17 protein-coding genes are annotated in these 25,586 nt (G+C 65.8%); 10 read left to right on the top strand and 7 right to left on the bottom strand.

Going from position 1 to position 25,586, the window contains the following annotated elements; translation table 11 throughout:
- Window positions 1–17: 17 nt before the first annotated feature.
- The gene (locus tag VE092_RS00930) at window positions 18–1,958 is read right to left on the bottom strand and encodes a putative bifunctional diguanylate cyclase/phosphodiesterase (protein WP_324872905.1); all 1,941 of its coding nucleotides are present in this window, start codon (window positions 1,956–1,958) and stop codon (window positions 18–20) included.
- A 317-nt stretch (window positions 1,959–2,275) separates the two neighbouring features.
- On the opposite strand from VE092_RS00930, the gene VE092_RS00925 reads away from it, so the two are divergent.
- Entirely contained in the window at window positions 2,276–5,236 is a 2,961-nt protein-coding gene (locus VE092_RS00925; protein ID WP_324872903.1) for a PAS domain-containing hybrid sensor histidine kinase/response regulator, read from the top strand.
- 12 nt (window positions 5,237–5,248) lie between these two features.
- On the opposite strand, the gene VE092_RS00920 is transcribed toward VE092_RS00925, so the two are convergent.
- Window positions 5,249–6,109: an IclR family transcriptional regulator gene (locus VE092_RS00920; RefSeq protein WP_324872901.1), complete on the bottom strand. Its 861-nt coding sequence runs from the start codon at window positions 6,107–6,109 to the stop codon at window positions 5,249–5,251.
- Window positions 6,106–6,891 carry an IclR family transcriptional regulator gene (locus VE092_RS00915; protein WP_324872899.1) on the bottom strand — a complete coding sequence of 262 codons (786 nt, stop codon included), beginning with the start codon at window positions 6,889–6,891 and terminating at the stop codon, window positions 6,106–6,108. The genes VE092_RS00920 and VE092_RS00915 overlap by 4 nt, the downstream gene beginning before the upstream one ends.
- A 366-nt stretch (window positions 6,892–7,257) precedes the next feature.
- On the opposite strand from VE092_RS00915, the gene VE092_RS00910 reads away from it, so the two are divergent.
- From VE092_RS00910 to VE092_RS00885, 6 genes are all read left to right on the top strand, one after another.
- Window positions 7,258–8,217, top strand: coding sequence for an MBL fold metallo-hydrolase (locus VE092_RS00910; RefSeq protein WP_324872897.1), 960 nt, complete (start codon window positions 7,258–7,260; stop codon window positions 8,215–8,217).
- Window positions 8,218–8,240: 23 nt separating this feature from the next.
- Complete coding sequence (locus tag VE092_RS00905) at window positions 8,241–10,004, top strand: FAD-dependent oxidoreductase (RefSeq protein ID WP_324872895.1); 1,764 nt, start codon at window positions 8,241–8,243, stop codon at window positions 10,002–10,004.
- Window positions 10,005–10,051: 47 nt separating this feature from the next.
- Window positions 10,052–10,264: a DUF2783 domain-containing protein gene (locus VE092_RS00900; RefSeq protein WP_324872893.1), complete on the top strand. Its 213-nt coding sequence runs from the start codon at window positions 10,052–10,054 to the stop codon at window positions 10,262–10,264.
- Window positions 10,265–10,326: 62 nt separating this feature from the next.
- Window positions 10,327–11,685, top strand: coding sequence for an MFS transporter (locus VE092_RS00895; RefSeq protein ID WP_324872891.1), 1,359 nt, complete (start codon window positions 10,327–10,329; stop codon window positions 11,683–11,685).
- A 261-nt stretch (window positions 11,686–11,946) separates the two neighbouring features.
- Window positions 11,947–13,692, top strand: a complete 1,746-nt coding sequence (locus tag VE092_RS00890) for an ABC transporter permease (RefSeq protein WP_414653379.1) — start codon at window positions 11,947–11,949, stop codon at window positions 13,690–13,692.
- Window positions 13,693–13,706: 14 nt separating this feature from the next.
- Window positions 13,707–15,050: a nitrate/sulfonate/bicarbonate ABC transporter ATP-binding protein gene (locus tag VE092_RS00885; protein ID WP_324872887.1), complete on the top strand. Its 1,344-nt coding sequence runs from the start codon at window positions 13,707–13,709 to the stop codon at window positions 15,048–15,050.
- A 67-nt stretch (window positions 15,051–15,117) separates the two neighbouring features.
- Here the strand turns inward: VE092_RS00885 and VE092_RS00880 are convergent, their stop codons facing one another.
- Window positions 15,118–16,749, bottom strand: coding sequence for a methyl-accepting chemotaxis protein (locus tag VE092_RS00880; RefSeq protein WP_324872885.1), 1,632 nt, complete (start codon window positions 16,747–16,749; stop codon window positions 15,118–15,120).
- 323 nt (window positions 16,750–17,072) lie between these two features.
- Window positions 17,073–18,533 carry an MFS transporter gene (locus VE092_RS00875; protein ID WP_324872883.1) on the bottom strand — a complete coding sequence of 487 codons (1,461 nt, stop codon included), beginning with the start codon at window positions 18,531–18,533 and terminating at the stop codon, window positions 17,073–17,075.
- Window positions 18,534–18,662: 129 nt separating this feature from the next.
- On the opposite strand from VE092_RS00875, the gene VE092_RS00870 reads away from it, so the two are divergent.
- Genes VE092_RS00870 through VE092_RS00860 form a run of 3 tightly spaced genes read left to right on the top strand, consistent with a single transcriptional unit; the run spans window position 18,663 to window position 21,954 of the window.
- Entirely contained in the window at window positions 18,663–19,604 is a 942-nt protein-coding gene (locus tag VE092_RS00870) for a LysR family transcriptional regulator (RefSeq protein WP_324872881.1), read from the top strand.
- A gap of 35 nt (window positions 19,605–19,639) precedes the next feature.
- On the top strand, window positions 19,640–20,050 hold the full coding sequence (locus VE092_RS00865) for a VOC family protein (protein ID WP_324872879.1): 411 nt from the start codon (window positions 19,640–19,642) through the stop codon (window positions 20,048–20,050).
- 17 nt (window positions 20,051–20,067) lie between these two features.
- Window positions 20,068–21,954 carry an AI-2E family transporter gene (locus VE092_RS00860; RefSeq protein ID WP_324872877.1) on the top strand — a complete coding sequence of 629 codons (1,887 nt, stop codon included), beginning with the start codon at window positions 20,068–20,070 and terminating at the stop codon, window positions 21,952–21,954.
- A 131-nt stretch (window positions 21,955–22,085) separates the two neighbouring features.
- On the opposite strand, the gene ilvD is transcribed toward VE092_RS00860, so the two are convergent.
- Together ilvD and VE092_RS00850 are read right to left on the bottom strand one after the other, a co-directional pair.
- Window positions 22,086–23,948 carry a dihydroxy-acid dehydratase gene (ilvD, locus tag VE092_RS00855; RefSeq protein ID WP_324872874.1) on the bottom strand — a complete coding sequence of 621 codons (1,863 nt, stop codon included), beginning with the start codon at window positions 23,946–23,948 and terminating at the stop codon, window positions 22,086–22,088.
- A 168-nt stretch (window positions 23,949–24,116) separates the two neighbouring features.
- Entirely contained in the window at window positions 24,117–25,571 is a 1,455-nt protein-coding gene (locus VE092_RS00850; RefSeq protein WP_324872872.1) for an MFS transporter, read from the bottom strand.
- Between the last annotated feature and the right edge of the window lie 15 nt (window positions 25,572–25,586).

Genomic DNA, 25,586 nt, shown 5'->3' with positions numbered 1-25,586 from the left:
CGAGTGAACCTGCCCGCTCAGGCCGGGCGCGGCTGCTGCAGCCAGGTCTCGACCTGGGCCGCCGGCAGCGGCATGGCGAACAGGTAGCCCTGGCCATACAGCGCCCCCAGTTCGCGCAGGCGCTGCAGGTGCTGCGGCGTTTCTATGCCTTCCACCACGCAGGCCAGCTGCATGTCATGTGTGAGCGCCAGCAGGGATTTGACGATCTTGTAGCTGACCTGGTTATGCTCGATATCGGCCACGAAGCTCTTGTCGATCTTGATGCGGGTCAGCGGCAGCGCATGCAGGTGGCTCAAGCTGGCATAGCCGGTGCCGAAGTCGTCCAGTGTGATGCCGCAGCCCAGCGCACGCAGGGCCGAGACCAGCTGCCGCGATTTCTGCAGATCCTGCAGGACGGCGGTCTCGGTGATTTCGAGGTCGAGCCGGCTGGGGCTGAAGCCGGAGTGCGTGATGACCTTCACGATCTCGGCCATGCCTTCGCTGGTGTTGACGTCGTTGGCTGAGAGATTGAAGGACAGGCGCAGCGTGTCGGGCCACGCGACAGCGGCCTGCAGCGCTTTCTTCAGCAGGGTCACGCTCAACTGGTTGATGATGCCCATGCGTTCGGCCGCGGGAATGAATTCCGACGGTGCAACCGCGCCCTTGACGGCGCTGTGCCAGCGCGCCAGTGCCTCGAAGCCGATCGGCTGGCAGTCACCGAGACGGACGATGGGCTGGAAGAAGACCGACAGTTCGCGCTCGAAATCGGCCAGGCGCAGGGCCTGCTCGATATTGGCATTGCGCTGGATCTGCGCCTTGTCGCGTTCGGAAAACAACGTGATGGTGCCGCGCCGTTCGCGCTTGCCCTGGTAGAGCGCATAGTCGGCGTGCTCATAGAGCGAAGTGGCATCAACGGCCATGTCCGGAAAGCTGGCCACCCCGACCGAGGCGGCGATCTGCACGGTGGCCTTGTAGAGCACGAAGGGGCGGCGTAGTGCGGCACAGATGCGGGTGCCGAAGGCCTGCAAGGCCTGGTCGCCGAGGTCGGCATCAATGATGACGGCAAACTCGTCGCCGCCCAGGCGCGCCAGGTGGAAGCACTCGTCCTGGCACTGCGCCGACAGGCGCTGTCCGACTTCCTTCAATAACTGGTCGCCGTGGGTGTGGCCGTAGAGATCGTTGACAGCCTTGAAACCGTCGAGGTCGAGAATGGCCAGCGAGAAACGCTGGCCGTCTGCGGTGGCGCGGCTGCAGATTTGGTGGAGCTGAGCGAAGAACTTGCGACGGTTGGGAATCTGGGTCAGAGAATCCAGGTTGGCCAGGCGCAGGTTTTCATTGCTCAGCAGGGCGGTCTTGACCTGGGCATCGATGAGCCGGGTGAAATCGCTGTAGTGGCTGTTGACGATGGCCAGCATGCCCACCGTCACCAGGACCACGTTGAGCGCGGCCGCCACGAATACCGGGATGTGGGTGGAGATGAAAAAGAGCGTGAAGATGCCGTTGACGATCAAGGCCACCGACAGTGCGGCCGAGCGCAGATACATCAGGCAAAAGATGCAGCAGATGACGGTGATGCCCATGTAGAAGGCCACATGCGCCTGGGCATAGCTGTCGCCATAGGGAAACAGCATGATCGACCACAGCGAGAAGCTCAAGGCGATCGGCGCGGCCAGGATATTGGTACGCTGCAGCGCCCGGGCGGCCATGCCCGGCGTGGGATCGACATGGCGTCCGCGCCACCAGAAGCTCAGGCGCGTGGCGCACAGCACCGTCAGCAGGGCCGGGAAGTACAGGCCCAGCCAGTGCGGCGCCAGGTCCAGATAGGTGTACGCCAGCGCCCAGCTGTTGATGAGCAGGATGAGGTACATCATGGGCATCTTTCCGGAAAATGCCCGGTATTGCGCGACCACCAGTTCGGGCTGGTCGTAGTCCACGCGCCAGTAGCGGCGCAATATGCTCATCAATGAGGAAGGAGCCATCCTGTGCCCTGTCGGGTTCACCCTGCATCGCGCCGCGCACCTGGAGGCGGGCGCGCGGGGTGCTGGCCGCGGTTGTGTTGTCATTCGGTCAGCTATTATAGCGGCGAGCGGCCTCTGCCAAGATCAGGAAATGCCTGATATGACGCGGCTTTCCGGCTCGCAACAATACTCGGCGGCAAGCACGTGCACTTCGCGCGCTGCCCGATGACGGCCGTACTTCGATATCCGGGGCCCCAGGCGCAAGTCTGCCTGTTGTCCTACAGCATCCGGCGCATGGCTCATCTACAATCTGGCGTAACCAGAAATCAAGGTGCGCCATGTTCAAGCTGTCCTCCAGGCTTCCCACTCCGCTGCTTTGCCCTGCCGATACGGCGTCCTCCTGCGCAGGATCGCCGCTGCCCGTGGCCCGCATACCGGCGGCCTTTCTGGCCGTGGATAAGGACTGGCAGGTGGTCTTCGCCGACGATGCCGCCCTGGCCCTGCTGGCACCGGTCACCCACCCGCTCAATGGTGCCCTGCTCTGGCAGGCCTGCCCGGCGCTGGCGGGGAGTGTGCTGGAAGCGCCGCTGCGCGCCACCGCGGCAGACGGACTGAGCCGGCAATTCCTGTTCACCCCGCCCGGCCAGCCGCAATCCTACGAAGTGATCTGCTGTAGCGGCGCGCAAGGGCTGTCGGTCAGCCTGCGCGCCGGCACGCGGCAGCAACGGCAGGAGCAACAGCAGCAACAACAGCAATCGGAACGCCGGCTGCATGAAAGCGAGACCCGCTTCCAGCTGATGACCAGCGCCATCCCCCAGATCGTCTGGATCACCGACGCCGAGGGCGACCTAGAGTTCGTCAACGACCAGTGGCGTACGTATGTGGGCCAGGCCGACCAGGAGACTGGCCTCGGCAGTTTCGCTGCCCTGGTAGAGCAACACGTACATCCGGATGATCACGCCCTGACAGTGGAGGCCTGGCAGCAGGCCCGCGCCGACTGCCGTGAACTGGCGGTGGAACATCGCATCCGCGATGCCCAGGGCCGCTACCGCTGGTTCCTCACGCGCGGCAAGCCGCAGCTGGGCGCGGACGGCCCGCCCATCCTGCACTGGTATGGCACCTCCACCGACATCCATGCACAGAAGGAAGCCGTGGCCGAACTGGCGCGCCTGACGCGCGACTCCGAGCGGCGGCGCCGCTTCTACGAGAGCTTCCTCTCCACTACCCCCGACCTGGCCTATGCCTGGGACCTGAACCATCGCTTCACCTACGCCAACCGGGTCTTGCTGCAGATGTGGGGCAAGACCTGGGACGAGGCCATCGGCAAGAACTGCCTGGAACTGGGCTACGAGCCCTGGCATGCCGAGATGCACAGCCGCGAGATCGAACAGGTGCGCGCCACCAAGCGTCCGGTGCGCGGCGACGTGCCCTTCAACGGTACCTTCGGACGGCGCATCTATGACTACATCATCTTCCCCGTGCTGGGTCCGGATGGCGAAGTCGAGGCGGTGGCCGGCACCACCCGCGATGTCACCGAACGCAAGAACAGCGAAGCCCGCCAGCATGCCCTGTTCCGCCTGGCCGAGGCGATCCGCGCCGCCACATCGTTGGAGAGCATCGCCGCCGCGACCGCCCAGATCATCGGCGAAACCCTGACGGTGCGCTGGGCCAGTTACCAGGGACTGGGCCCGGCGCAACAGGTACAGGTGGAAGGACACTGGAGTTTCCAGCACGACGCCCAGGCCCGCCAGGCGCTGACGCTGCACGACCAGCGGCGCATCCGGCGCGCGCTGCGCAGCGGCAGCGTGGTGCTGGTGGGCGATGTCGGACGCGATGCCCGCACCACGGAAATTGCCGACGAACACCTGGCGCTGGGCGTGGCGGCCTTCATGGACGTCCCCATCATCGAACAGGGCGAACTGGTGGGCATGGTCTATGTCAGCAGTCATACACCGCGCACCTGGACCGACAACGAACTGGCCATCGTGCGCGAGGTCTGCCAGCAGACGCGCGCGGCCTTCGACCGCATCCGCGATCAACAGGCGCTGGCAGCCAGCGAGGCGCGCCTGCGCGAGATCAACGAATCACTGGAGGCCGAGGTCAGCGCCCGTACGCGGGAACTGATGGCCACCGAAGAGGCGCTGCGTCACTCGCAGAAGATCGAAGCCATCGGCCAGCTCACCGGTGGCCTGGCGCATGACTTCAATAACCTGCTGGGCGGCATTTCCGGCAGCCTGGACCTGATGCGTGTGCGCCTGGTCCAGGGGCGCGGCGAGGAACTGTTCCGCTACATCGACCTGGCCGCGCGCAGCGCACAACGTGCCGCCTCGCTGACGCAACGGCTGCTGGCCTTTGCCCGGCGGCAGACGCTGGCGCCACGGCCGACCAACGTCAATGCCCTCATCGGTGGCATGGAAGAACTGATCCGCCGCACCATCGGCCCGGCCATCACGCTGGAAGTGGTGGGTGCGGCAGGCCTGTGGCCGACCTTCGTGGATGGACCACAACTGGAAAGCGCCCTGCTGAACCTGTGCATCAATGCGCGCGATGCCATGCCCGATGGTGGCCGCCTCACCATCGAGACCGCCAACAAGTGGCTGGACGACAAGTGGGCCCAGGAACGCGACCTGCCGGTGGGCCAGTATGTCTGCATCGCGGTGACCGACAATGGCAGCGGCATGCCGCCGGATGTGCTGGCGCGCGCCTTCGACCCCTTCTTCACCACCAAGCCCATCGGCGAAGGTACCGGCCTGGGGCTGTCGATGGTGTATGGCTTTGCACGCCAGTCGGGTGGCCAGGTGCGGCTGTATTCGGAAGTCGGCCAGGGCAGCACGGTGTCGCTCTACCTGCCGCGCCATGACCTGGATGCCGAAAACGAGGAGCCCGAGGTCCACGAGCCGCCGCATACGGCCGGCAGCGGCGAAGTGGTGCTGGTGGTGGATGACGAGGCTTCGATCCGCATGCTTGCGGTGGAAGTCCTGGACGAGGCCGGCTACACCACGCTTCAGGCCGAGGATGGCCCGACGGCGCTGCGCATCCTGCAGTCGGCCGCGCGCATCGATCTGCTGATCACCGACGTCGGCCTGCCAGGCGGACTCAATGGCCGCCAGGTCGCCGATGCGGCGCGGGCGGCACGGCCTGATCTGCAGGTGCTGTTCATTACCGGTTACGCGGAAAATGCGGCCTTTGGCAATGGCCATCTGCAACCTGGCATGCAGCTGCTGACCAAACCCTTCAAGATGGAAACCCTGATGCGGCGCGTCCAGGCCATCCTGGAAAACCGCAGCCCCTCCTCCTGAACAGCGCCGGCCTCAACGCCCGGCCGCAGCCCCTGATCCGGCCTTGATCGCGCCCAGGCGCCACGACACCCTGCCTGCCGAGGTGCCCAGCAGTTGCGCCACCTCGCCTGCCAGGTCCGTATCGTAGCTGCCGCTGCTGCCCATCACCGCCATCACCAGCGCCAGCTGGCCGGCATGGTTGAACACCGGTGCGGCCAGTGTATTGATGCCCGGCACCGGTCGGCCCAGCGCCTGGTCCATGCCGTCCGCCCGGATCTGGCGCAGGCGCACCGCGTAGTCGTGACGCAGGCCGCCGTCGGTGTGGAGGACGGTGTCGACCTGCGCACCTTCCATGCGGATCGCATCCATCGCCAGCGCGCCGGCCAGCATGTCGGCCGGCAGATGGGCTGCGCAGACGCGACCGATGGCGGTATGCACCATCGATAGCACGGTACCGATGCGCAGGCTGACGTGCTGCGGGCGCGAGGATTCTTCCAGCCGCACCACGGTCGGCCCCAGCGGGCCGAATACCGCCAGCGCCACCGACAGGCCGGTCGCCTCGACCAGCGGCGCCACTTCGGCCTCGGCCTCGCGCAGCGGCGAGAGTCGCTGCAGGGCCGCCAGACCCAGTTCCAGGCTCAATGGCCCGGGAAAGAAATTGCCCTGGGCATCACGCGCCAGCAGGCCGATCTTCTGCAGGCTCACCAGATGCGGGAAGGCCTTGGCCGCCGGCATGCCAGCCAGTCGCGCCAGGTCGCCCAGCGGCAGCGGACGGGCCGCTTCCAGCAGGGCTTCCAGCAGGGCACCGGTGCTGTCCAGCGACTGGATGCCGCGCTGGGCCTGCGCTTTGGCGCCGTCATCGGATTCGTCGGGCATGTCTTGCAGGCGCGTCATGCGGTGGACTCCCCGCCGACGCCAGCCAGCGTGTGGCCGATGGCCCCGATGCAGGTGCGCAACTGCCGCGCCACGGCACCGCGCCAGCCGGCATCGATGACGCCGCTGGTGCCGATCACGGTCAGCAGCAACTGCAATTGGCCGGCGGCATCCAGCAAGGGCATGCACAGGCTGGTCACGCCCGGGCTGGGGACATCGACGGCGCGTTCCATGCCGCGCTTGCGGATGGCATCCAGCGTTTCGAGGAATTGCTTCAATTGCGACCTGGGCGCGCCGGGGTGCTGGGCCTCCCATTGCGCCTGCCATGCAGTCACCGGCTGGAAGGCGCAGCAGGTGCGACCGGTGGCGGTATCGGCCAGCGCCATCACGGTGCCCACATGCAGGTTCACGTGCAGCGGCTTGCCGGCATGGGCGTAGTGGACGATGGTCGGGCCTTCCGGCGTAGGCAGGGTGAGCGCCACGCTCAGGCCGGTGTCTTCGCTCAGCTGCTGCACCTGTGGCAAGGCCAGCTGGTAGGCCGGCTCCTGGGCCAGGCGGGCCATGCCCAGACGCAGCGCCAGCGGGCCGGCCTCGTAACGACCATCTGCCGGGGTGCGCTTGATCAGTCCCAGCCGCAACAGGCTGACCAGGTAGGTGTGGGCTTGTGCCGAGGACAGCGCAGCCGCGCTCGCCAGTTCGACCAGCGGCATGGGCTGGCGCGTCTGTGCCAGGGCCTGCAACAGCCGACCGGCCACTTCCACGCTCTGGATGCCGCGCTGGGGCTTGACGGGGGTTGCACTCATCGGGGATTGCGTTGGCTCATGGGAAAAATCGAATACTGAAAAAGCATACGGGCACAGCGGCAGGGAAGCCCAAATCGGGCCGGACATCAGCGCCCCCGCCACACTAGGCCAGGTCGGGATTCTAATCCATGTCGCCATGGCAAGAACGTCAGATGTCGGCGAGCAAACAAAAATGTCATTAACTCATAACAAGTCCATTTGATATTGACTAATTAAATCGCCATGACTAAGATGCCATCAACCTGCTCACACCAGGCAACAACAAGAACGTTTGACCCCCATTGATCCATGACGACGTGGACGGAGACATCCCCTGATGGCGCAAGCCATGTCCATGCACGTCCCACCCATTTGAACGAGGCAGACATGGCCAAGGCATTTGCATCCCAGGCGGATCTTGACGCCAAGAAAATCACTTTTGAACGCATCTCGGAAAACGCCTACGCGTACACCGCCGAGGGCGATCCCAACTCCGGCGTCATCATCGGCGACGACAGCGTCATGGTGATCGACACCACCGCCACACCGGCCATGGCGCAGGACCTGATCGCCCGCATCCGCAGCATCACCGACCTGCCCATCAAGTACGTGGTGCTGTCGCACTATCACGCGGTGCGGGTGCTGGGGGCATCGGCCTACCGGCAGGAAGGCGGCGAGCAGATCATCGCCAGCCGCGGCACCTACGAGATGATCGTCGAGCGCGGCGAGGCCGACATGAAATCCGAAATCGAACGCTTCCCGCGCCTGTTCGCCGGGGTGGAGACGGTACCCGGTCTGACCTGGCCGACCATGGTCTTCGAACGCGAGATGAGCATCTTCATGGGCAAGCTGGAAGTGAAGATCGCCCACCTGGGCGCGGGCCATACCAAGGGCGATACGGTGGTCTGGATTCCCGGGCAGAAGGTGTTGTTCTCGGGCGACCTGGTGGAGTACGACGCCGCCTGCTATTGCGGCGACGCCCAGCTGGAACAATGGCCGGCCACCCTCGATGCACTCACGGCGCTGCAGGCCGAGGCGCTGGTCCCGGGACGCGGCCCGGCACTGCGTGGGCGCGAACAGGTCGAGCAGGGCATCGCCTATACCCGCGACTTCGTTTCCACCCTGCTGCGCGCCGGGCGCGAAGCAGTGGCCGCGAAGATGGGCCTGAAAGAAGCCATGGCCCACGCCCGTTCGCTGATGGACCCCAAGTTCGGCCAGGTCTTCATCTACGAACACTGCCTGCCCTTCGACGTCACCCGGGCCTATGACGAAGCCTCCGGCATCGTGCATCCGCGCATCTGGACCGCCGCGCGCGACAAGGAGATGTGGACGGCGCTGCAGGCCTGAGCAGAGGGAGAGAGGAGACAGACATGAACAATATCACTAGCCTCGACACTGCGGCCATCGACTACCAGCAACAACGCTTCCCCTATCAACCCTGCGCCGAACAGACCCGGCCCGGCCATGCTCCGATCCATCCGGTGGTGGTCGTGGGGGCCGGCCCGGTCGGCCTGGCCACCGCGATCGATCTGGCCCGCCAGGGCATCAAGGTGGTGTTGGTGGACGACGACAATACGCTCTCCACCGGCTCAAGAGCGATCTGCTTCGCCCAGCGCACGCTGGACATCTTCGACCGTCTGGGCTGCGGCCAGCGCATGGTGGACAAGGGCGTGGGCTGGAATCGCGGCAAGGTCTTCCTGCGCGACCAATCGGTCTACGAATTCGACCTGCTGCCCGAACGCGGCCATGCCCGCCCGGCCTTCATCAACCTGCAGCAGTATTACGTCGAGGGCTATCTGCTGGAACAGGCACAAACCCTGCCCGACATCGACATCCGCTGGAGCAGCAGGGTCAGCGCGATCGAACACCACGCCGACCACGAAACCCTGACCATGGACAGCCCCACGGGCAGCTACCGTCTCAAGGCGCGCTACGTGGTGGCCGCCGATGGTTCGCGCAGCCCGCTGCGCCGGATGATGGACCTGGAAAGCGTGGGACATACCTTCCGCGACCGCTTCCTGATCGCCGATGTCCGGATGGACGCACCCTTCCCGGCCGAACGCTGGTTCTGGTTCGATCCCCCCTTCCATCCCAACCAGTCGGTGCTGCTGCACCGTCAGCCGGACGATGTCTGGCGCATCGACTTCCAGCTCGGCTGGGATGCCGACCCGGTACTGGAAAAGACGCCCGAAAAGGTGATCCCCCGGGTACGCGCCCTGCTGGGGCCGGAGGTACAGTTCTCGCTGGAATGGGTGAGCGTCTATACCTTTTCCTGCGTGCGCATGGAGCGCTTCCGCCATGGCCGCGTGCTGTTCGCCGGCGACGCCGCGCACTGCGTCTCGCCCTTCGGCGCGCGCGGTGCCAACAGCGGCATCCAGGATGCCGAGAACCTGGCCTGGAAGCTGGCCTGCGTGCTGCAGGGCCAGGCGCCGGACAGCCTGCTGGACAGCTATGCCGACGAACGCGAATTCGCAGCTGATGAAAACCTGCTCAACTCCACCCGCTCCACCGATTTCATCACCCCCAAGAGCGCCGTGAGCCGGTGCTTCCGCGACGCCGTGCTGGACCTGGCCCGCCAGCACGGCTTTGCACGCAGGCTGGTCAACAGCGGCCGGCTATCGCTACCGGCCACGCTGCACACCTCCTCGCTCAATACCACGGACAGTACGTCCTTCACTGCCAGCATGCAGCCAGGCGCGCCCTGCTGCGATGCCCCGCTGGGCGGCACCGACTGGCTGTTGCAACACCTGGGCGACGGCTTCGTGCTGATGATCTTCGGTTCCGCTGCAAGCCTGGCGCCGTCATCACTGCAGGAACTGGCCGGCATGACGCAAGGGCGGCTCCCGCTGCGTCTGCTGTTCGTCAGCGCGACCCCGGCCACGCTGCCGGATCGGCTGGCCTTGGACGACATGGGCGCGGCCGCCAGCCAGGTCCATGATATCGAAGGACTGGCCGCCCGCCGCTACGACATGCACCAGAGCGCCGGCGGACCCGGCTGCTACCTGATCCGTCCCGACCAGCACGTCTGCGCGCGCTGGCGCGCCATCGATGCGCTCGCCATCCTCCAGGCCCTGTGGCGAGCGACCGGCCATGCCGACGGCGGCGAAGTCATCGCCGTCAAGGACGCCGCCTGAAGCCATTCCATCCGAACCCCGACCACCCATCGACCAAGGAGAACACCATGATGCTGAACACCTCGCCCAACCTGGCGCGTCCGGACGATTTCTACGAAGCGCTGATCGCCATGCACCGCGACCTGGACGACGCCGCCAGCCAGTCCGTCAATGCTCGCCTGATCCTGCTGCTGTGCAATCACATCGGCGGCCACGAAGTCCTGCTGGAAGCCATGCAGCGCGCCCGCACCAGCGTGGCACCGGCGACCGCCGCAGCCTGAGCCTCTCTTCCCTTCCACATCATCAAGAGCGCCGGCACAGGCGCCTGACAACGGAGACAACCATGATCCACCCATCCCAGGGCGCCGGCACGCTGGCCGCCCAGCCCGCCTTCGACCTCGGCGAAGCGGCCGAAGATGCGGTCTACCGCAAGGTCTGGCTACGCATCATTCCCTTCCTCTTCATCTGCTATGTGGTTTCCTTCCTGGACCGTATCAACATCGGCTTCGCGCAATTGCAGATGAAGCAGGACCTGGGCTTCAGCGACGCCATGTATGGCCTGGGCGCGGCCGTGTTCTACGTCGGCTATGTGCTGTGCGAAGTGCCCAGCAACATGGCGCTGGCGCGCTTCGGTGCGCGCCGCACCTTCAGCCGCATCATGATCCTGTGGGGGCTGGCTTCGGTGGGCATGATGGCCGTCACCGATGCCACCCATTTCTACGCACTGCGCTTCCTGCTGGGGGTGTTCGAGGCCGGCTTCTTCCCCGGCATCGTGCTGTACCTGAGCTACTGGTTCCCGGCGCGGCGACGTGCGGCGGTGATGGCGATCTTCTTTGCCGGGGTGGCGGTGGCCGGGGTCCTGGGCGGGCTGGTCTCGGGCTGGATCATGCGCGACATGGCCGGCGTCATGGGAATGTATGGCTGGCAGTGGATGTTTGCCATCGAGGGGGCGCCGGCGGTGTTGCTGGGGCTGCTGGCCATCGTCTGGCTGGCCGACGGTCCGGCGCAGGCAGGCTGGCTCACTGCCGAGGAGCGCGGATTCCTGCTGGCCCGGCATGCTCAGGAAGTGCATCGTAGCCAGCACGTCAGCGCGCATTCGTTGATGGCCTTGCGGCAGGCACTGTCGCATCCGCCGACCTACCTGTTCGCCTTCATCTACTTCGCTCTGACCTGCGGCTCGCTGACGCTGAACTTCTGGATGCCGCTGATGATCCGCGACTTCGGCATCAAGGATGTGGTGCAGGTCTCGCTCTACAGCGTGATCCCCAATGCCATCGGCGCGGTCGGGCTGCTGCTGATCGCGCGCCACTCGGACCGGCGCAACGAACGGCACGGCCACTTCCTGCTCTGCACCACCGGCGGCGCGCTGGCACTGGCGGCGCTGACGCTGCATCCGTCCAGCCTGGCTGTCTCGCTGGCGCTGCTGTCGCTGGCGGCGGTCCTGATCTTCGCGGCCCTGCCGATCTTCTGGTCGCTGCCGCCGGGTCTGTTGCCGGCCCAGGCCATCGCCCCGGGCATTGCCTTCATCTCCAGCGTGGGCATCACCAGCGGCATCGTCAGCCCCTGGCTGATCGGCCTGGTCAAGACCCGGACCGGCAACATGGATATCGCCCTCTATATCCTGGCGGGCTTGCTGTTGCTCAGCGGATTGACGATGTGGCACCTGATCCCGAGAAAGCCGGCAACCGCAGAACTGGCCTGAGGTGCGGGCCGATATCGCCGCACGGAGGTAATGCGAGGATGTGGCAGGAACCGGCGCCGGAGCTGATCGCTCCGGCGCCGGTTGTCGTTTGTGCATGCGAGCATTTGCACGGTCGTTGGCAAGCTGGTCAAGAAACTGTCAGACTCCTTTGCTAAAGTGGCGCCGCCCGTCCTTGGGGGCGTGATCGAAGCCGATCGCGCACGACCGGCATCCGCGAACCTGACCACTCCTTGCAGCGCTATCCGCCTCATCGCCATGAAAATGAAGACCACCTCGCCGCAACTGACGGCCTATGAAGAAGTCAAGCCTGGCTTCGGCTGGATCGATGCGCTGGTGCTGGCGGTGCTGTTCGGACTACTGTGGAGCGCCTTGCACTTCGGCAAGGGGATGCTGGTGCATTTCGACCCGTCCGACCAACTGGAGGTGGACAGCTCGCCGGCCATGATCCCCTATTACGCCGGCCGCACGCTGCTGCGCATGTGGATCGCCTTCGCCTTTTCCCTGTTCTTCGCCATCGGCACCGGCTACCTGGCGGCCAAAAGCCGGCGGGCGCGGGCGCTGATCCTGCCGGCGCTGGACATCCTGCAGTCGGTGCCGGTACTGGGCTTTCTCTCGGCCACGGTGGCCGGCTTCATGGCGCTGTTCCCGGGCAGCCTGATGGGGGTGGAATGCGCGGCCATCTTCGCCATCTTCACCGGCCAGGTGTGGAACATGGCCTTCGGCTTCTATCACTCCATGGTCACCATCCCGACCGACATGCAGGAAGCCGCCACCACCTACCGCCTCACCGCCTGGCAGCGCTTCCGCACCGTGGAGTTGCCAGCCTCGGCGCACAGCCTGATCTGGAACTCGATGATGTCCTTCGGGGGCGGCTGGTTCTTCGTGGCGCAGAGCGAGGCCATCAGCGTCATGAACAAGGATCTCAAGCTGCCCGGCCTGGGCTCCTACATGGCGCAGGCCATCGACCAGGGCGACCACACGGCGGCGCTGTGGGCGGTGATCGCCATGCTGGCGCTGATCCTCATCAGCGATCAGCTGGTATGGCGGCCGCTGCTGGCCTGGGCCGACAAGTTCAAGATCGAACTGACCGAATCGGGATCGGCGCCGACGTCCTGGGTCTTCGACCTGCTGCGCGGCTCCTATGTCTTTACCTGGCTCGACGAGAAATGCTGGCAGCCGCTGGGCGACTGGCTGGCGCGCCATCGTCCGGCCACTGCGGCGGCACCGACGCCGACGCGCATCAGCCGCCAGCGCTGGACCAGGCGTGTACTCACCGGACTGCTCTGCGGCCTCCTGATCTTCGAGGCGCTGCGCGGGCTGGTGGCCGCCATCGACGCCCTGCACGGGGCGATGAGCTGGAGCCTGTTCGGGCATATCGTGTGGCTGGGTTTCCTGACCATGCTGCGGGTGCTGGCCATGACCGTGATCGCCACCCTGATCTGGACCCCGGTGGGGGTCTGGATCGGCTCCAAGCCGCACATCGCCCGCTTCGCCCAGCCGCTGGCGCAGATCGGTGCGTCCTTCCCGGTCAACATGACCTTCCCGCTGGTGGTGGGCTGGTTCGTCGCCGGTAACGTCAGCATGAACTGGGGCAGCATCCTGCTCATCGCCATGGGTACGCAGTGGTACATCCTGTTCAACGTCATCGCCGGCGCCATGGCCATTCCCAATGACCTGAAGGAAGCGGCCCGCATGTACGGCCTGTCGCGCTGTAACCTGTGGAAGACCCTGATCCTGCCGGCCATCTTCCCGTTCTGGGTGACCGGGGCCTGCACCGCCGCCGGGGGCGCCTGGAACGCCTCCATCGTGGCCGAACTGGCCAGCTGGGGCGACGTCTCGCTCAAGGCCGACGGCCTGGGCGCCTATATCTCGGCGGTCACCAAGGCTGGTGACACGCCGCTCATCATCGCCAGCATCGGCGTGATGTCGATGTTCGTCGTGCTGATGAACAAGTTTGTCTGGCGTCGCCTGTATGCCTTCGCCGAACGCCGTTTCCGCCTCGATTGATCCTGAGCCCAGCCATGACCATGACTTCTCCGCAACAACGCCCTGCCGTCGCCGAACTGTGCGCCGTCAGCAAATCCTATAACACCGCCGGTGGCCACGAACTGAAGGTGCTGGACAACATCGACCTGGCCGTGCACGAGGGGGAACTGCTGGCCCTGCTGGGCCAGTCCGGCTCGGGCAAGTCGACCATCCTGCGCTGCCTGACCGGACTGGTTGAACCCAGCTCGGGCCACACCATGGCCGGCGGCAAGCCGCTGTACGGCGTCAATCGCGATGCCTCGGTGGTGTTCCAGACCTTCGCGCTCTATCCCTGGCTGACGGTGGAACAGAACGTGGCGGTAGGCCTGATGTCGCACAACCCGACCCGCGAGGAGCGCGACGCGGCGGTCGATCGCGCCATCGAACTGATCGGCCTGGGCAACTACCACAGCGCCTATCCGCGCGAACTCTCGGGCGGCATGCGCCAGCGCGTGGGCATTGCACGCGCGCTGGTTTCCAAGCCCAAGCTGCTGTGCCTGGACGAAGCCTTCAGCGCCCTGGACGTGCTGACCGCGGAAAACCTGCGGCAGGAACTGATCAGCCTGTGGCGCGCACCGGACAGCGGCCTGACCTCGATCTTCATGGTCACCCACAACATCGAGGAAGCGGTGGAGATGGCCACCCGCATCGTGGTGGTGTTCCCGCGACCGGGCCGCCTGGGGCTGGTACTGGAGAACCCGCTGCCTTATCCGCGCGATAGCAAGAGCCCGGAATTCCAGCGTCTGGTGCACATCATCCACGAAGCCATCACCACCCTGACCCTGCCCGACCTGCCGCCGGAAGTACATATGCCGGGCGAGCCGATCTCGCGTGGCCGCAAGCGCATGGAGTCGATCCCGCTGATCCCGGTGGGCCAGATCCTGGGCCTGATGAGCCTGCTGCACGACGAGCCGGAGTTGAACAACATCTACGATATCTCGGATGAGATCGGCAAGGAATTCGGCGAGACCATCGCCACCGTCAAGGCCGCCGAGATCCTGGAGCTGGTCGATACGCCCAAGCAGGAAGTCTTCCTCACCGACCTGGGCCGCCGCTTCGTGGCCGCCGACCGCCTGGGCCAACGCGCCATCTTCGCCGAACAGGTCTACAAGCTGCGCATCTTCCACATCATCCTGGCGGTGCTGGGCGAGGCCGAGGAAATCGAGGCCGAGCGTGTGTTGAAGGACATCGGCAGCGCCCTGCCCTACGACAATCCCGAAAAGACCTTCGAGACCATGATCGCCTGGGGCCGCTATGCCGGCCTGATGGATTACAACGCCAAGACCGGCATGGTGTTCGTGCCCAAGGACGAGGACGACGACGACACTGCCTCCACCTGAGCCGGCGCAGACCGGCCCCGGGAGGGCCGACCGCTGATCAGCCCCTGCGCCCCACTCTCCGCCGATCTCAGTGCAGGGCCGCCAGCGGAGCTGCTGCGCCCATGGCCGGCGCTTCCTGCTGGCTCAGCGAGCTGTCCTGGCGGATCTTGAAGATCGACACCACCTTCAGCAGGCTGCTGGCCTGTTGCGCCAGCGACTGGGCGGCGGCGCTGGCCTCTTCCACCAGTGCCGCGTTCTGCTGGGTGACCTGGTCCATCTGCACCATGGCGGTATTGATCTGCTCGATTCCGCTCCCCTGTTCCTGGGTGGCAGTGGCGATCTGATTCATGATCTCGCCGAAGCGCTGCACCGAAGAGACGATCTCGCCCATCTGCTGGCCGGCGCTGGCCACCAGTTGCGAGCCGGCGCCCACGTGCGCCACCGATTCTCCGATCAGGTCCTTGATCTCCTTGGCCGCGACCGCACTGCGCTGGGCCAGCGAACGCACTTCCGACGCCACCACCGCAAACCCGCGGCCCTGCTCGCCGGCACGGGCTGCTTCCACCGCCGCGTTCAGGGCCAGGATATTGGTCTGGAAGGCGATGCCTTCGATGACGCTGATGATGTCGGCCATCTTGCCGGAGCTGGAGGAAATCCGGTCCATCGTCTGCACCACGCGGTCGAAGGCCTGGTTGCCGGCGGTGGCGGTCTGCGAGGCACCGCTGGCCAGGCGCAGCGCCTCGCCGGCATGCTGGGTATTCTGGCGCACGGTGGTGGTCAGCTCTTCCATGCTGGCGGCGGTCTCTTCCAGCGAGGCCGCCTGTTCTTCGGTGCGTTGCGACAGATCGAAGTTACCCTGCGCGATCTGTCCGCTGGCCACCGAAATCGTCTCGGCCGCCGACTTGATGCCATGGGCGATCACGTTCAACTGGTAACGCATCTGTTCGATCGAGGCCATCAGGCTGGACCCGTCACCGGCACGCAGGCGTACCGTGGCGGTCAGATCTCCGCTGGCGATATCGCGCGCGATGGACTGCGCTTCGGACGGCTCGGCGCCCAGCTGGCGCAGGATGCTGCGGGCGATCATCGCCGAGGCCGCCACGCCCACCAGCAAGGCCAGTGCCACGGCGCTCAGCATGATGCCGCGCAGCCATTCATAGGTAGCGCGGGCGCTGACGGCGGCTTCGTCATTGAGCTGGTCTTCGAATTCGGCCAGTTCGGTGAGCGACTTGATCCAGCCCTGCTGGCGTGGACGCACTTCGGTAATGAGTACCTTCACGGCGTCGGCCGGCTGGTTGGCCAGTCCCAGTTGCAAGGCCTTGGCCATCAGCGGCACGGTGGCCGCCTCGTCGGCTTTGACCTGCGCCAGCAGTTGACGCTCACGGTCGGTGGTGGCGGCCTCGGTGCTGAACATGCGCTCCAGCGACTGCAGCGCGTCGGCGTAGATCTTTTCCTGGCGTGCCAGCGTCTGCGCTTCCACCCGCATGCCCTCCTGGTCGTCCAGCAGGGCGATATTGCGGATGGCGATGGCGCGCTGGCTCAGCGCGTTGCGCAAGGTGGTGACCAGCTTGGTCTCGGCGTTGTTGACGGCGGTGATGTCGGTGAGGGCCGCATTGATGCGTGCCATGCCCGCCATGCCCAACACGGAAATACCCAGCAGAAATACGAGAATCAGGCCGAAGCCCAATGCCAGCCTGGTCACGACTTTCAACTTGCCCATGGTTATTGCCCCTTTTGCGTATCCCCCGGCCGGTCTCGGATGGGTCGGGGAGAGTGTTGACGGAGCTTGTCGCAGGTCAGGCTGCGACGCCAGGTCGCGTGAACCTGGCGGCAAGGGATGAGCTGTTGTGATTGTTGATGGACATCCGCAGCAACCGGCTGAGCGGCAAGCAGGAACAGTCTAAGCCCCCATGCCGTGGGACAAAGCGAGGATCAACGAGGATTTATCCAGTCACTAAAAAGTTAGATTTTTACGTACCTTTCAGTTTTGTCCATATCAAGGTTCGGTCCAGCTGTTCTCCACCATGGGCGCTCTCTGCCAGATCAGGCCGGCGATTGCGCCTTGCGGCGCAGGCGGCTGGCACTGACCACGGTGGCCAGCGCGGTGGCGAGGGCGGCCACCCACAGGGCGATACGGATCGCATCGCCATCCTGCGCCGGGCTCATGTGCAATTCGCCCTGGGCGATGGCGCCGGCGGTGTGTACCGCCAGGATCATGCCCAGCAGCGCCGCGCCCAGGCACTGGCCGAAGGTACGCATGATAGCCAGCACACCGGAGGCATTGCCGCTGCGCTCGCGCGAGACATTGCCCAGCATCTCGCGGTTGTTGGGACTCTGAAAGAAACCGAAGCCCATGCCGCACACCAGGGCGCGCCAGCCGATATCCCAGGCCTGGGCATGGTCCGGCAGCAAGGCCAGCAGCATCAGGCCGACGGTAAACACCGCCAGCCCCAGGCTGGACAGCAGGGCCGGTGAGTGACGGTCGGCCAGACGCCCGGCATGTGGCGCCACCAGCACGATCCCCAGCGGCCACGGGGTAAACAGGGCGGCCGATTCGAAGGCGCTATAGGCATAGGCGTTCTGGAACAGGAAGGGCAAGGCCACAAAGGCGATCCCCTGTCCCACGAAGGAGGCCAGCGAGGTCAGCGCCGCCAGCGAAAAACGCGCATTGGCGAAGATGTCCAGCGGCAACAGGGGTTCGCGCGCACGGCGCTGCACACGCACGAAGGCCAGCGCGGAGACCAGTGCCAGCAACGCATAGGCGCCGGCCGTGAACGCGGCATGGGCGCCCTGGCCAGGCTCGGCGAAATGGGCGCAGGTATCGGCGGCCATGATGACCGCGCCCATGGCCAGCGCCGACCACGCCGCCCCGGCCAGGTCGAAGGGGGCACGCAGGCGTGCGCGCTGGCGCGTGTCGGGAATGGCACCCCATGACAGCCACACCGCCACCAGGCCCAGCGGCAGATTGATCAGGAAGATCCACTGCCAGCTCAGCGCGGCCAGCAGGGTGCCGCCCAGCACCGGTCCGATGGCGGTGCCGGCCGCCACCAGTACCGCATTGAGGCCGAGGATGCGGCCCAGCAGGCGGTTGGGAAATACGGTGCGGTGGATGGCCGGCGCAATGCTGAGCATGGCCGCGCCGCCCAGACCCTGCAGCACCCGCATGGCGATCAGCCATTCCACCGTGGGCGACAGGGCGCAGCCCAGCGAGGCCAGGGTAAACACCGCCAGCCCCACCGTGAACTGGTTGCGAAAGCCCAACCGCGACGACAGCGCGGCGAAAGCCGCCAGCGTCATGGCGGTGGCCAGCAGGTAGGCATTGGCCACCCAGACCGAAGCCGCGGCCGAGGTCAGCAGGGCCTGGCTGATCTGCGGCAGAGCGACATTGATGATGGTGCCGTCGAACACCGCCATGGTGGTGGCGCTCATGACGGCCAGCATGGCGCGGCGGCGCCGCACGCCCGGCAGGCCTTCGTCGCCGGGCAGGTCGGAAAACAGTTCCATGGGAGATTTCCTGGGGGATAGGTTCAGGGCTTCACTATAGCCACCCGCGAGACAAGGCGGAAGACGCACGGCTTGCATTGGATCATTGCATGCGACGCCATATCACTGCGGCCATGCTAGGATGCCGGCATGACCGAAACCGACCTCAACCTGCTCATTGCGCTCGATGCCCTCATCGCCGAGGCCAGCGTGGCCGGGGCCGCGCGCCGCCTGGGCCTGAGCGCCTCGGCCATGAGTCGCACGCTGACCCGGCTACGCCAGGCTACGGGCGACCACCTGCTGGTGCGCGCCGGCCGGCAGATGGTGCTTACCCCCTGCGCCGAGGCACTGCGCGAGCGGGTCCGCAATGTGGTGCACGAAGCCCGTTCGGTATTGCGCCCGTCGGTGCCGGAGCTGGACCTGGCGCGCCTGGAACGTGACTTTACGGTGCGCGCCAACGAGGGCTTCATCGAGGCTTGCGGGGCCGCCCTGATCAGCGCGGTGGCGGCCGAAGCGCCGCTGGTACGGCTGCGCTTCGCGCCCAAGGTGGAACGCAGTCCGCTGCCGCTGCGCGAAGGCAGCGCCGACCTCGAGATCGGGGTGGCCAGCGAGATGGGACCGGAAGTGCGCCTGCAGACCCTGTTCCGCGACCGCTTCGTGGGCGCGGTACGGCTCGGCCATCCGCTGGCGGCACTGCGCCGCGTGAGCGCGGAACGCTATTGCAGCTACGAGCATGTCAGCGCGTCGCCGCGCGGCGACCGCAGCAGTCCCCTGGATGCGGCACTGGCCGCACGCGGACTGGTGCGCAAGGTGGTGGCCATCGTGCCCAGCTTCCCCGGTGCGCTGGCGGTGGTGCGCTCGTCGGACCTGGTGACGATGGTGCCCTATTCCTTCCTGACCGCGGCCGGCACGCCGCGCAAGGATGGCAGCGCTTCCGGCATCCACCTGTTCGAATTGCCGGTGAGTACCGATCCCATCGTGGTATCGCTGATGTGGCATCCACGGGTGGAGCTGGACCCGGCCCATCGCTGGTTGCGCGACAAGGTGCGCGCAGTCTGCGCCGGTCTGGCGCAACGCGGCCCGCGCGCCTGATGGCCGGCGCCCCTTCTTCCGTCCGAAAGGTCTCCATGCAACTGCAAGGCATGCATCACGTCGCCATCATCTGTTCCGATTACGCGCGGTCGCGGTCCTTCTATGTGGACCTGCTGGGCCTGCAGGTGATCGCCGAGCACTATCGCCAGGCGCGCGATTCCTGGAAGCTGGACCTGGGCCTGCCTGACGGCACCCAGATCGAGCTGTTCTCCTTCCCGGCGCCACCTTCACGGCCGTCTCGTCCGGAAGCCTGCGGCCTGCGCCACCTGTCCTTCGCGGTGGCCGATGTGCAGCGATGCAAGCAGCAGCTGGAAAGCCAGGGCGTGGCGGTGGAAGACATCCGCGTGGATGAATACACCGGCCGCCGCTTCACCTTCTTCGCCGACCCCGACGGCCTGCCGCTGGAACTCTACGAAGTCCCCGACCAAATGCGGCCGCGCCGCTGACGCCCCTTCCTTCTCCCATGCCAAACCTCAAGACTTCCGCCTTCTCGCGCCTGAGTTCCACCACCCTGCTGGGGGCGGCCGTGATACTGGGCATGCTCTACTTCGGCCGCGACATCCTGGCGCCGCTGGCGGTAGCCGGCATCGCCAGCCTGATCATCCTGCCGCTGGTACGCAAGCTGGACGCGCTGGGTCTGAACCGGGCCGCCGCCGCCATGGTATCGGTACTGCTGGTCGGCGCCTGCCTGGTGGCACTGGCGGTGGTGCTGGCATTCCAGCTGGCCAGCGTCACCGGCGACCTGCCGCAATACCGCGAGGCCATCCAGGAAAAGGTGGAGAGCGTGCGGGCCATCACCGAGCGCCCCTTCGCCCGGCTGGAAGCCGAATTGAGCGCGGTCATCCCGCAGCCGGTACCGGAGGTCAGCCGTAGCGGCAAGAAGAACAGCCATGCCGCTGCGGCCAGCGCCGCCAGCGCCACGCCTGCGCCGGAAGCCGATACCCGCATGTCGGTGCGCGGCGCCGTGCGCCGGCTGTTCGCGCTGGCCTGGGGACCGATCGGCCAGGCCGGCATCGTGCTGGTGCTGCTGGTGTTCATCCTGCTGGAGCAGGAGTCGCTGCGCGAGCGCCTGATCCGCCTGGCCGGCCTGACCGAGATGAGCCGTACCATGCAGGCCCTGGGCGATGCGGCCGAGGGCGTCTCGCGCTTCTTCTTTTCGCAATTCCTGGTCAACCTGGTGTTCGGCCTGATCATGGGCGCCGTGCTGGCCGCCGGCGGCGTGCCGCATGCAGTGCTGTGGGGAACCCTGGCCGGGGTGCTGCGCTTCGTGCCCTATCTGGGCGCGCTGGCCTCGGGTCTGATGATCTCGGTGTTCATCGCTGCCATCGATCCCGGCTGGTGGCTGGCCCTGTCCTTCCTGGCCTTCTATGTCGGGCTGGAAGTGATCGTGGCCAACTTCATCGAGCCCCGCATCTACGGCCACAGTTCGGGCCTGTCACCGCTGGCGGTGATCGTCTCGGCGCTGTTCTGGGGCACGCTGTGGGGACCGATCGGACTGCTGCTGTCGACCCCGCTGACGCTCTGCCTGGTGGTGGCCGGCCGGCACGTGGCAGCACTGGAGCCGATCACCATCCTGCTGGGCGAGGCGCCCGACATGAGCCATGCAGAGCGCTTCTACCAGCGCGCGCTGGCCGGCGAATCCGACGCCATCATCCGCGACGCCCGCAGCCATCTGCAAAAACAGAGCTTCGCCAAGTACTGCGACCAGATCCTGCTGCCGGGCCTGGCCCTGGCCGCGCTGGACCTGCGCCACGGGCGCATCGAGGCGGCCCAGCAGGAGCGGCTGCGCGGCTCCATTTCGCAATTGACCGAGGTGCTTACGCAAACCCCCGGCGCGCCGCGCAGCTTGCGGCGCCGGCGCGAAGTCCCCTTGCTCAACAGCGGCGTGGGCGCGCATCTGCGCGAACTGCGCCTGGCGCGACTGGGGCGCTGGCAGGGCTCGCTGGACGTGCCACTGGGATCGGTGGTGTTGTGCGGCGGTCTCAGCGGCGAGCGCGACGACCTGTTGTCGGAACTGCTGGTGCATGCCTTGCGCGTGTCCGGCATCGATGCCCGCAGCATCACGCTGGATCAGCCGGAAGACGAACGCCCGGACAGCAGCAAGGCCGAACTGGTATCCATCGTGTTCCTGGTCTATCCCACCCGCGAACGGCTGGAGGCGTGGATGGAGGTAATCGGCACGCTGCGCGAGAACCTGCCGCAGGCCTTGCTGGTGACGATCCGCCCCTCCTTCTTCAATGAGGAAGTGGACGCGGCCACCGTGAAGGAACAGGTGGACATGGTGCTGTCTTCCTTCGAGGAAGGGCTGGCGCTGGCGTCTACCCATATGCGCCCGGCCATCAAGGTCTGAGCGGCGCGAAAAGTCTCCGGGGCTGGAGCAGAAAATCCTGGCGTAAAAAAAATGCCGCCCGCTTGAAAGCGGGCGGCATTGTCGTCTGGTGTTGCCGCCAATCAGCGGCATCAGCAGGACGTGGACACTTCTCAGCGCTTCAGTTGCGACAGGTCGCGCACTGCACCGCGATCGGCCGAGGTGGTCAGCGCGGCATAGGCCTGCAGCGCCTGCGACACCACGCGGGTGCGCTCGGCCGGCTTCCAGGCTGCATCGCCACGGGCCTCCATGGCAGCGCGGCGCTTGGCCAGGTCGTCCGCCGTCACGCGCAGGTTGATACTGCGGTTGGGAATGTCGATGTCGATCAGGTCTCCCTCTTCCACCAGGCCGATGGCGCCGCCTTCGGCCGCTTCCGGCGAGGCGTGGCCGATCACCAGGCCCGAGGAGCCGCCGGAGAAGCGGCCATCGGTGAACAGGGCGCAAGCCTTGCCCAGGCCCTTGGACTTGATGTACGAGGTGGGGTACAGCATTTCCTGCATGCCGGGGCCGCCCTTGGGACCTTCGTAGCGCACGATGACCACGTCGCCGGCCTTGACCTTGTCACCCAGGATGCCTTCGACGGCGGCGTCCTGGCTTTCGAACACGCGGGCCGTGCCGGAGAACTTGAGGATGCTTTCATCCACGCCGGCGGTCTTGACGATGCAACCCTTCTCGGCGATGTTGCCGTACAGGACGGCCAGGCCGCCATCCTGCGAGTAGGCGTGCTCGCGGTCACGGATGCAGCCGTTGGCGCGGTCCAGGTCGTTGTCGGCGAAACGCTCTTCCTGCGAGAACGCCACCTGGGTGGGAACGCCACCGGGTGCTGCGCGGAACAGCTTGTGCACGGCGGGATCGCTGGAGACGCGGATGTCGTATTTCTCGATGGCTTCGCCCAGGGTCTTGCTGTGCACGGTGGGGCGCGAGGTATCCAGCAGACCGGCGCGGGCCAGTTCGCCCAGGATGGAGATGATGCCGCCGGCGCGGTGCACGTCTTCGATGTGGTACTTGTTGGTCATCGGCGCGACCTTGCACAGGCAAGGGACCTTGCGCGAGATGCGGTCGATGTCGGCCATGGTGAATTCGACCTTGGCCTCGTGCGCGGCCGCCAGCAGGTGCAGCACGGTATTGGTGGAACCGCCCATGGACACGTCCAGGGTCATGGCGTTTTCCCAGGTTTCCTTGGTGGCGATGTTGCGCGGCAGGATGGAATAGTCGTCCTGCTCGTAGTGGCGCTTGGCCAGTTCGACGATCAGGCGGCCGGCGCGCAGGAACAGTTCCTTGCGGTCGGCGTGGGTGGCGACGATGGTGCCATTGCCCGGCAGCGACAGGCCCAGCACTTCGGTCAGGCAGTTCATCGAGTTGGCGGTGAACATGCCCGAGCAGGAACCGCAGGTCGGACAGGCCGAGCGTTCCACTTCGGCCACGTCGGCGTCCGAGATGTTCTGGTCGCCAGCCTGGATCATGGCGTCCACCAGGTCCAGCTTGATGACCTTCTTGTCGGTGTTGACGGTCTTGATGACCTTGCCGGCTTCCATCGGGCCGCCGGAGACGAAGACCACGGGGATGTTCAGGCGCATGGCGGCCATCAGCATGCCCGGGGTGATCTTGTCGCAGTTGGAGATGCACACCATGGCGTCAGCGCAGTGGGCATTGACCATGTATTCGACCGAGTCGGCGATCAGGTCGCGCGAGGGCAGCGAGTACAGCATGCCGTCGTGGCCCATGGCGATGCCGTCATCGACGGCGATGGTGTTGAATTCCTTGGCCACACCACCGGCCGCCTCGATCTCGCGGGCCACCAGCTGGCCCAGGTCCTTCAGGTGCACGTGACCGGGCACGAACTGGGTGAAGGAGTTGACCACGGCGATGATGGGCTTGGTGAAATCGCCATCCTTCATGCCGGTGGCGCGCCACAGCGCGCGCGCGCCGGCCATGTTGCGGCCCTGGGTGGTGGTATAGGAACGATAGGTCGGCATGATGGGTGTCTCCTCAGGGCTGCTTAGGGAAAATGGGAGGCTAAGAGTGCCTCGGGTGCTACCATTTGTCCAATATATAATTCGACTCGAATTAATATCCTATGGATATTTATCCCGCATGAAAAAGCCCGCGCGATGGCGGGCCCGGGTAAGGTGCCGAAGCAAGGCTCAGGCTTCCTCCCCTACCTTTCTCACCGTGATCGGCTCGACCACGCTCAAGAGCAGCACCAGGCACAGCAACGAGGTGCCGACCATGTAGAGGAATACGCTGGTCCAGTCATAGCGGTCCAGCAACATGCCCACCGCCAGCGGCGCGCAGGCGCCACCGATCTGGCCCAGCGAATTGACGATGCCAAAGGCGGTCGGATAGGTGGCCTTGGTGGCCAGCCCCATGGGATAGGCGGAATAACCGGCAAAGCCGATGCCCAGCATCAGGCCGGAGAGCATCAGCATGGCGCCCAGGTAGAGCACGCTGTCGGGCGCTTCCACCAGCAGCAGCGTCATCGCCGCAGTACCCAGTGCACCGAGCAGCATCATGGGCTTGCGGCGGCCACCGAGGAGACGGTCCGAGATGATGCCGCCCAGCATGTTGCCGGCCACCGCGCCAATGAAGGGTGCCGATGCCAGGAAGCCCATCTTGACCGAGGCGAAGCCCTTGACCGTGACCAGGTAGGTCGGAATCCAGGACATGAAGATATTGCTGATGCCGATCATGCACCCGTAACCCAGGGCCACGCCGATCACGTTCCAGGAGGTGAAGACCTGGCGCAGTGTTTCCAGGCGCGGCACGCGGCGGGTGCGGTTGATGCCGTCCAGCCAGGGTATGGGCGTGACCTGGGCACCCACCAGGGGCTTGCTGCCGGCGGCGTTGGTGTTCGCATTGCTGGCGGGAGCATCCTGGCTGATGTAGCGGCGTTCGGCTTCGTTGCAGAAACGGTTGTCGCCCGGGGAATTGGTCACCAGGAACAGCCACAGGATGGCCAGGAAAATGCCCGGCACGGCAAAGACGTAGAAGATTTCACGCCAGCCCCAGAGCTGGATGACGATGATGCACACGGTGGGCACGATCAGCGGTCCCAGCTTGGAGGCGGCGATCCAGAGCCCGGTGGCAGTTCCCTTTTCTTCCGGCGGGAACCAGCGATTGATGACATTGGTACAGCCGATGCCCAACGGGCCTTCCGATAGGCCCAGGCCGACCCGGTAGAGCTGCAGCAGCAGTACCGAGGAGGTGGTCCCCATCAGGCCGGTAAACAGCGAGGTCAGCAGCATGAACACCGAAAACAGGATGCCGGTGGTCTTTTCGCTCAGCCGCTTGTACATCAGGCCGACCGGAATCTGCACGAAACCATAGGCGAAGGAGAACAGGCTCACGATGAGGCCGGCCTCGGTGTTGGAAATGCCGTACTCCTTTTTCATGTAAGGCAGGGCGATGCCGAAGTTGGCGCGGTCGGCACAGGCGATGGCCCAGATCAGGAAGATCAGGCCCATCACCACCCAGCGGTAGCGGGTAGGCTTTTGCAGGGTGGCAGCGGCAGAGGTGGCTGAAGTTGCAGATGCGGCGGATGCGGCGGATACGGCTGAACGGTGGCGGCCGACCTGGTCGGCGGCGTCGACATGATTCATCGTCGGACTCCTTGT

Source organism: Herbaspirillum sp. (assembly GCF_035644555.1).
GTDB lineage: Bacteria > Pseudomonadota > Gammaproteobacteria > Burkholderiales > Burkholderiaceae_D > Herbaspirillum.
This window is presented reverse-complemented; position numbering and strand designations above follow the sequence as displayed.

Coding starts and splice junctions, on each gene's coding strand:
- VE092_RS00930 (WP_324872905.1), bottom strand. CDS start 1,958: ATGGCTCCTTCCTCATTGATGAGCATATTGCGCCGCTACTGGCGCGTG.
- VE092_RS00925 (WP_324872903.1), top strand. CDS start 2,276: ATGTTCAAGCTGTCCTCCAGGCTTCCCACTCCGCTGCTTTGCCCTGCC.
- VE092_RS00920 (WP_324872901.1), bottom strand. CDS start 6,109: ATGACGCGCCTGCAAGACATGCCCGACGAATCCGATGACGGCGCCAAA.
- VE092_RS00915 (WP_324872899.1), bottom strand. CDS start 6,891: ATGAGTGCAACCCCCGTCAAGCCCCAGCGCGGCATCCAGAGCGTGGAA.
- VE092_RS00910 (WP_324872897.1), top strand. CDS start 7,258: ATGGCCAAGGCATTTGCATCCCAGGCGGATCTTGACGCCAAGAAAATC.
- VE092_RS00905 (WP_324872895.1), top strand. CDS start 8,241: ATGAACAATATCACTAGCCTCGACACTGCGGCCATCGACTACCAGCAA.
- VE092_RS00900 (WP_324872893.1), top strand. CDS start 10,052: ATGATGCTGAACACCTCGCCCAACCTGGCGCGTCCGGACGATTTCTAC.
- VE092_RS00895 (WP_324872891.1), top strand. CDS start 10,327: ATGATCCACCCATCCCAGGGCGCCGGCACGCTGGCCGCCCAGCCCGCC.
- VE092_RS00890 (WP_414653379.1), top strand. CDS start 11,947: ATGAAGACCACCTCGCCGCAACTGACGGCCTATGAAGAAGTCAAGCCT.
- VE092_RS00885 (WP_324872887.1), top strand. CDS start 13,707: ATGACCATGACTTCTCCGCAACAACGCCCTGCCGTCGCCGAACTGTGC.
- VE092_RS00880 (WP_324872885.1), bottom strand. CDS start 16,749: ATGGGCAAGTTGAAAGTCGTGACCAGGCTGGCATTGGGCTTCGGCCTG.
- VE092_RS00875 (WP_324872883.1), bottom strand. CDS start 18,533: ATGGAACTGTTTTCCGACCTGCCCGGCGACGAAGGCCTGCCGGGCGTG.
- VE092_RS00870 (WP_324872881.1), top strand. CDS start 18,663: ATGACCGAAACCGACCTCAACCTGCTCATTGCGCTCGATGCCCTCATC.
- VE092_RS00865 (WP_324872879.1), top strand. CDS start 19,640: ATGCAACTGCAAGGCATGCATCACGTCGCCATCATCTGTTCCGATTAC.
- VE092_RS00860 (WP_324872877.1), top strand. CDS start 20,068: ATGCCAAACCTCAAGACTTCCGCCTTCTCGCGCCTGAGTTCCACCACC.
- ilvD (WP_324872874.1), bottom strand. CDS start 23,948: ATGCCGACCTATCGTTCCTATACCACCACCCAGGGCCGCAACATGGCC.
- VE092_RS00850 (WP_324872872.1), bottom strand. CDS start 25,571: ATGAATCATGTCGACGCCGCCGACCAGGTCGGCCGCCACCGTTCAGCC.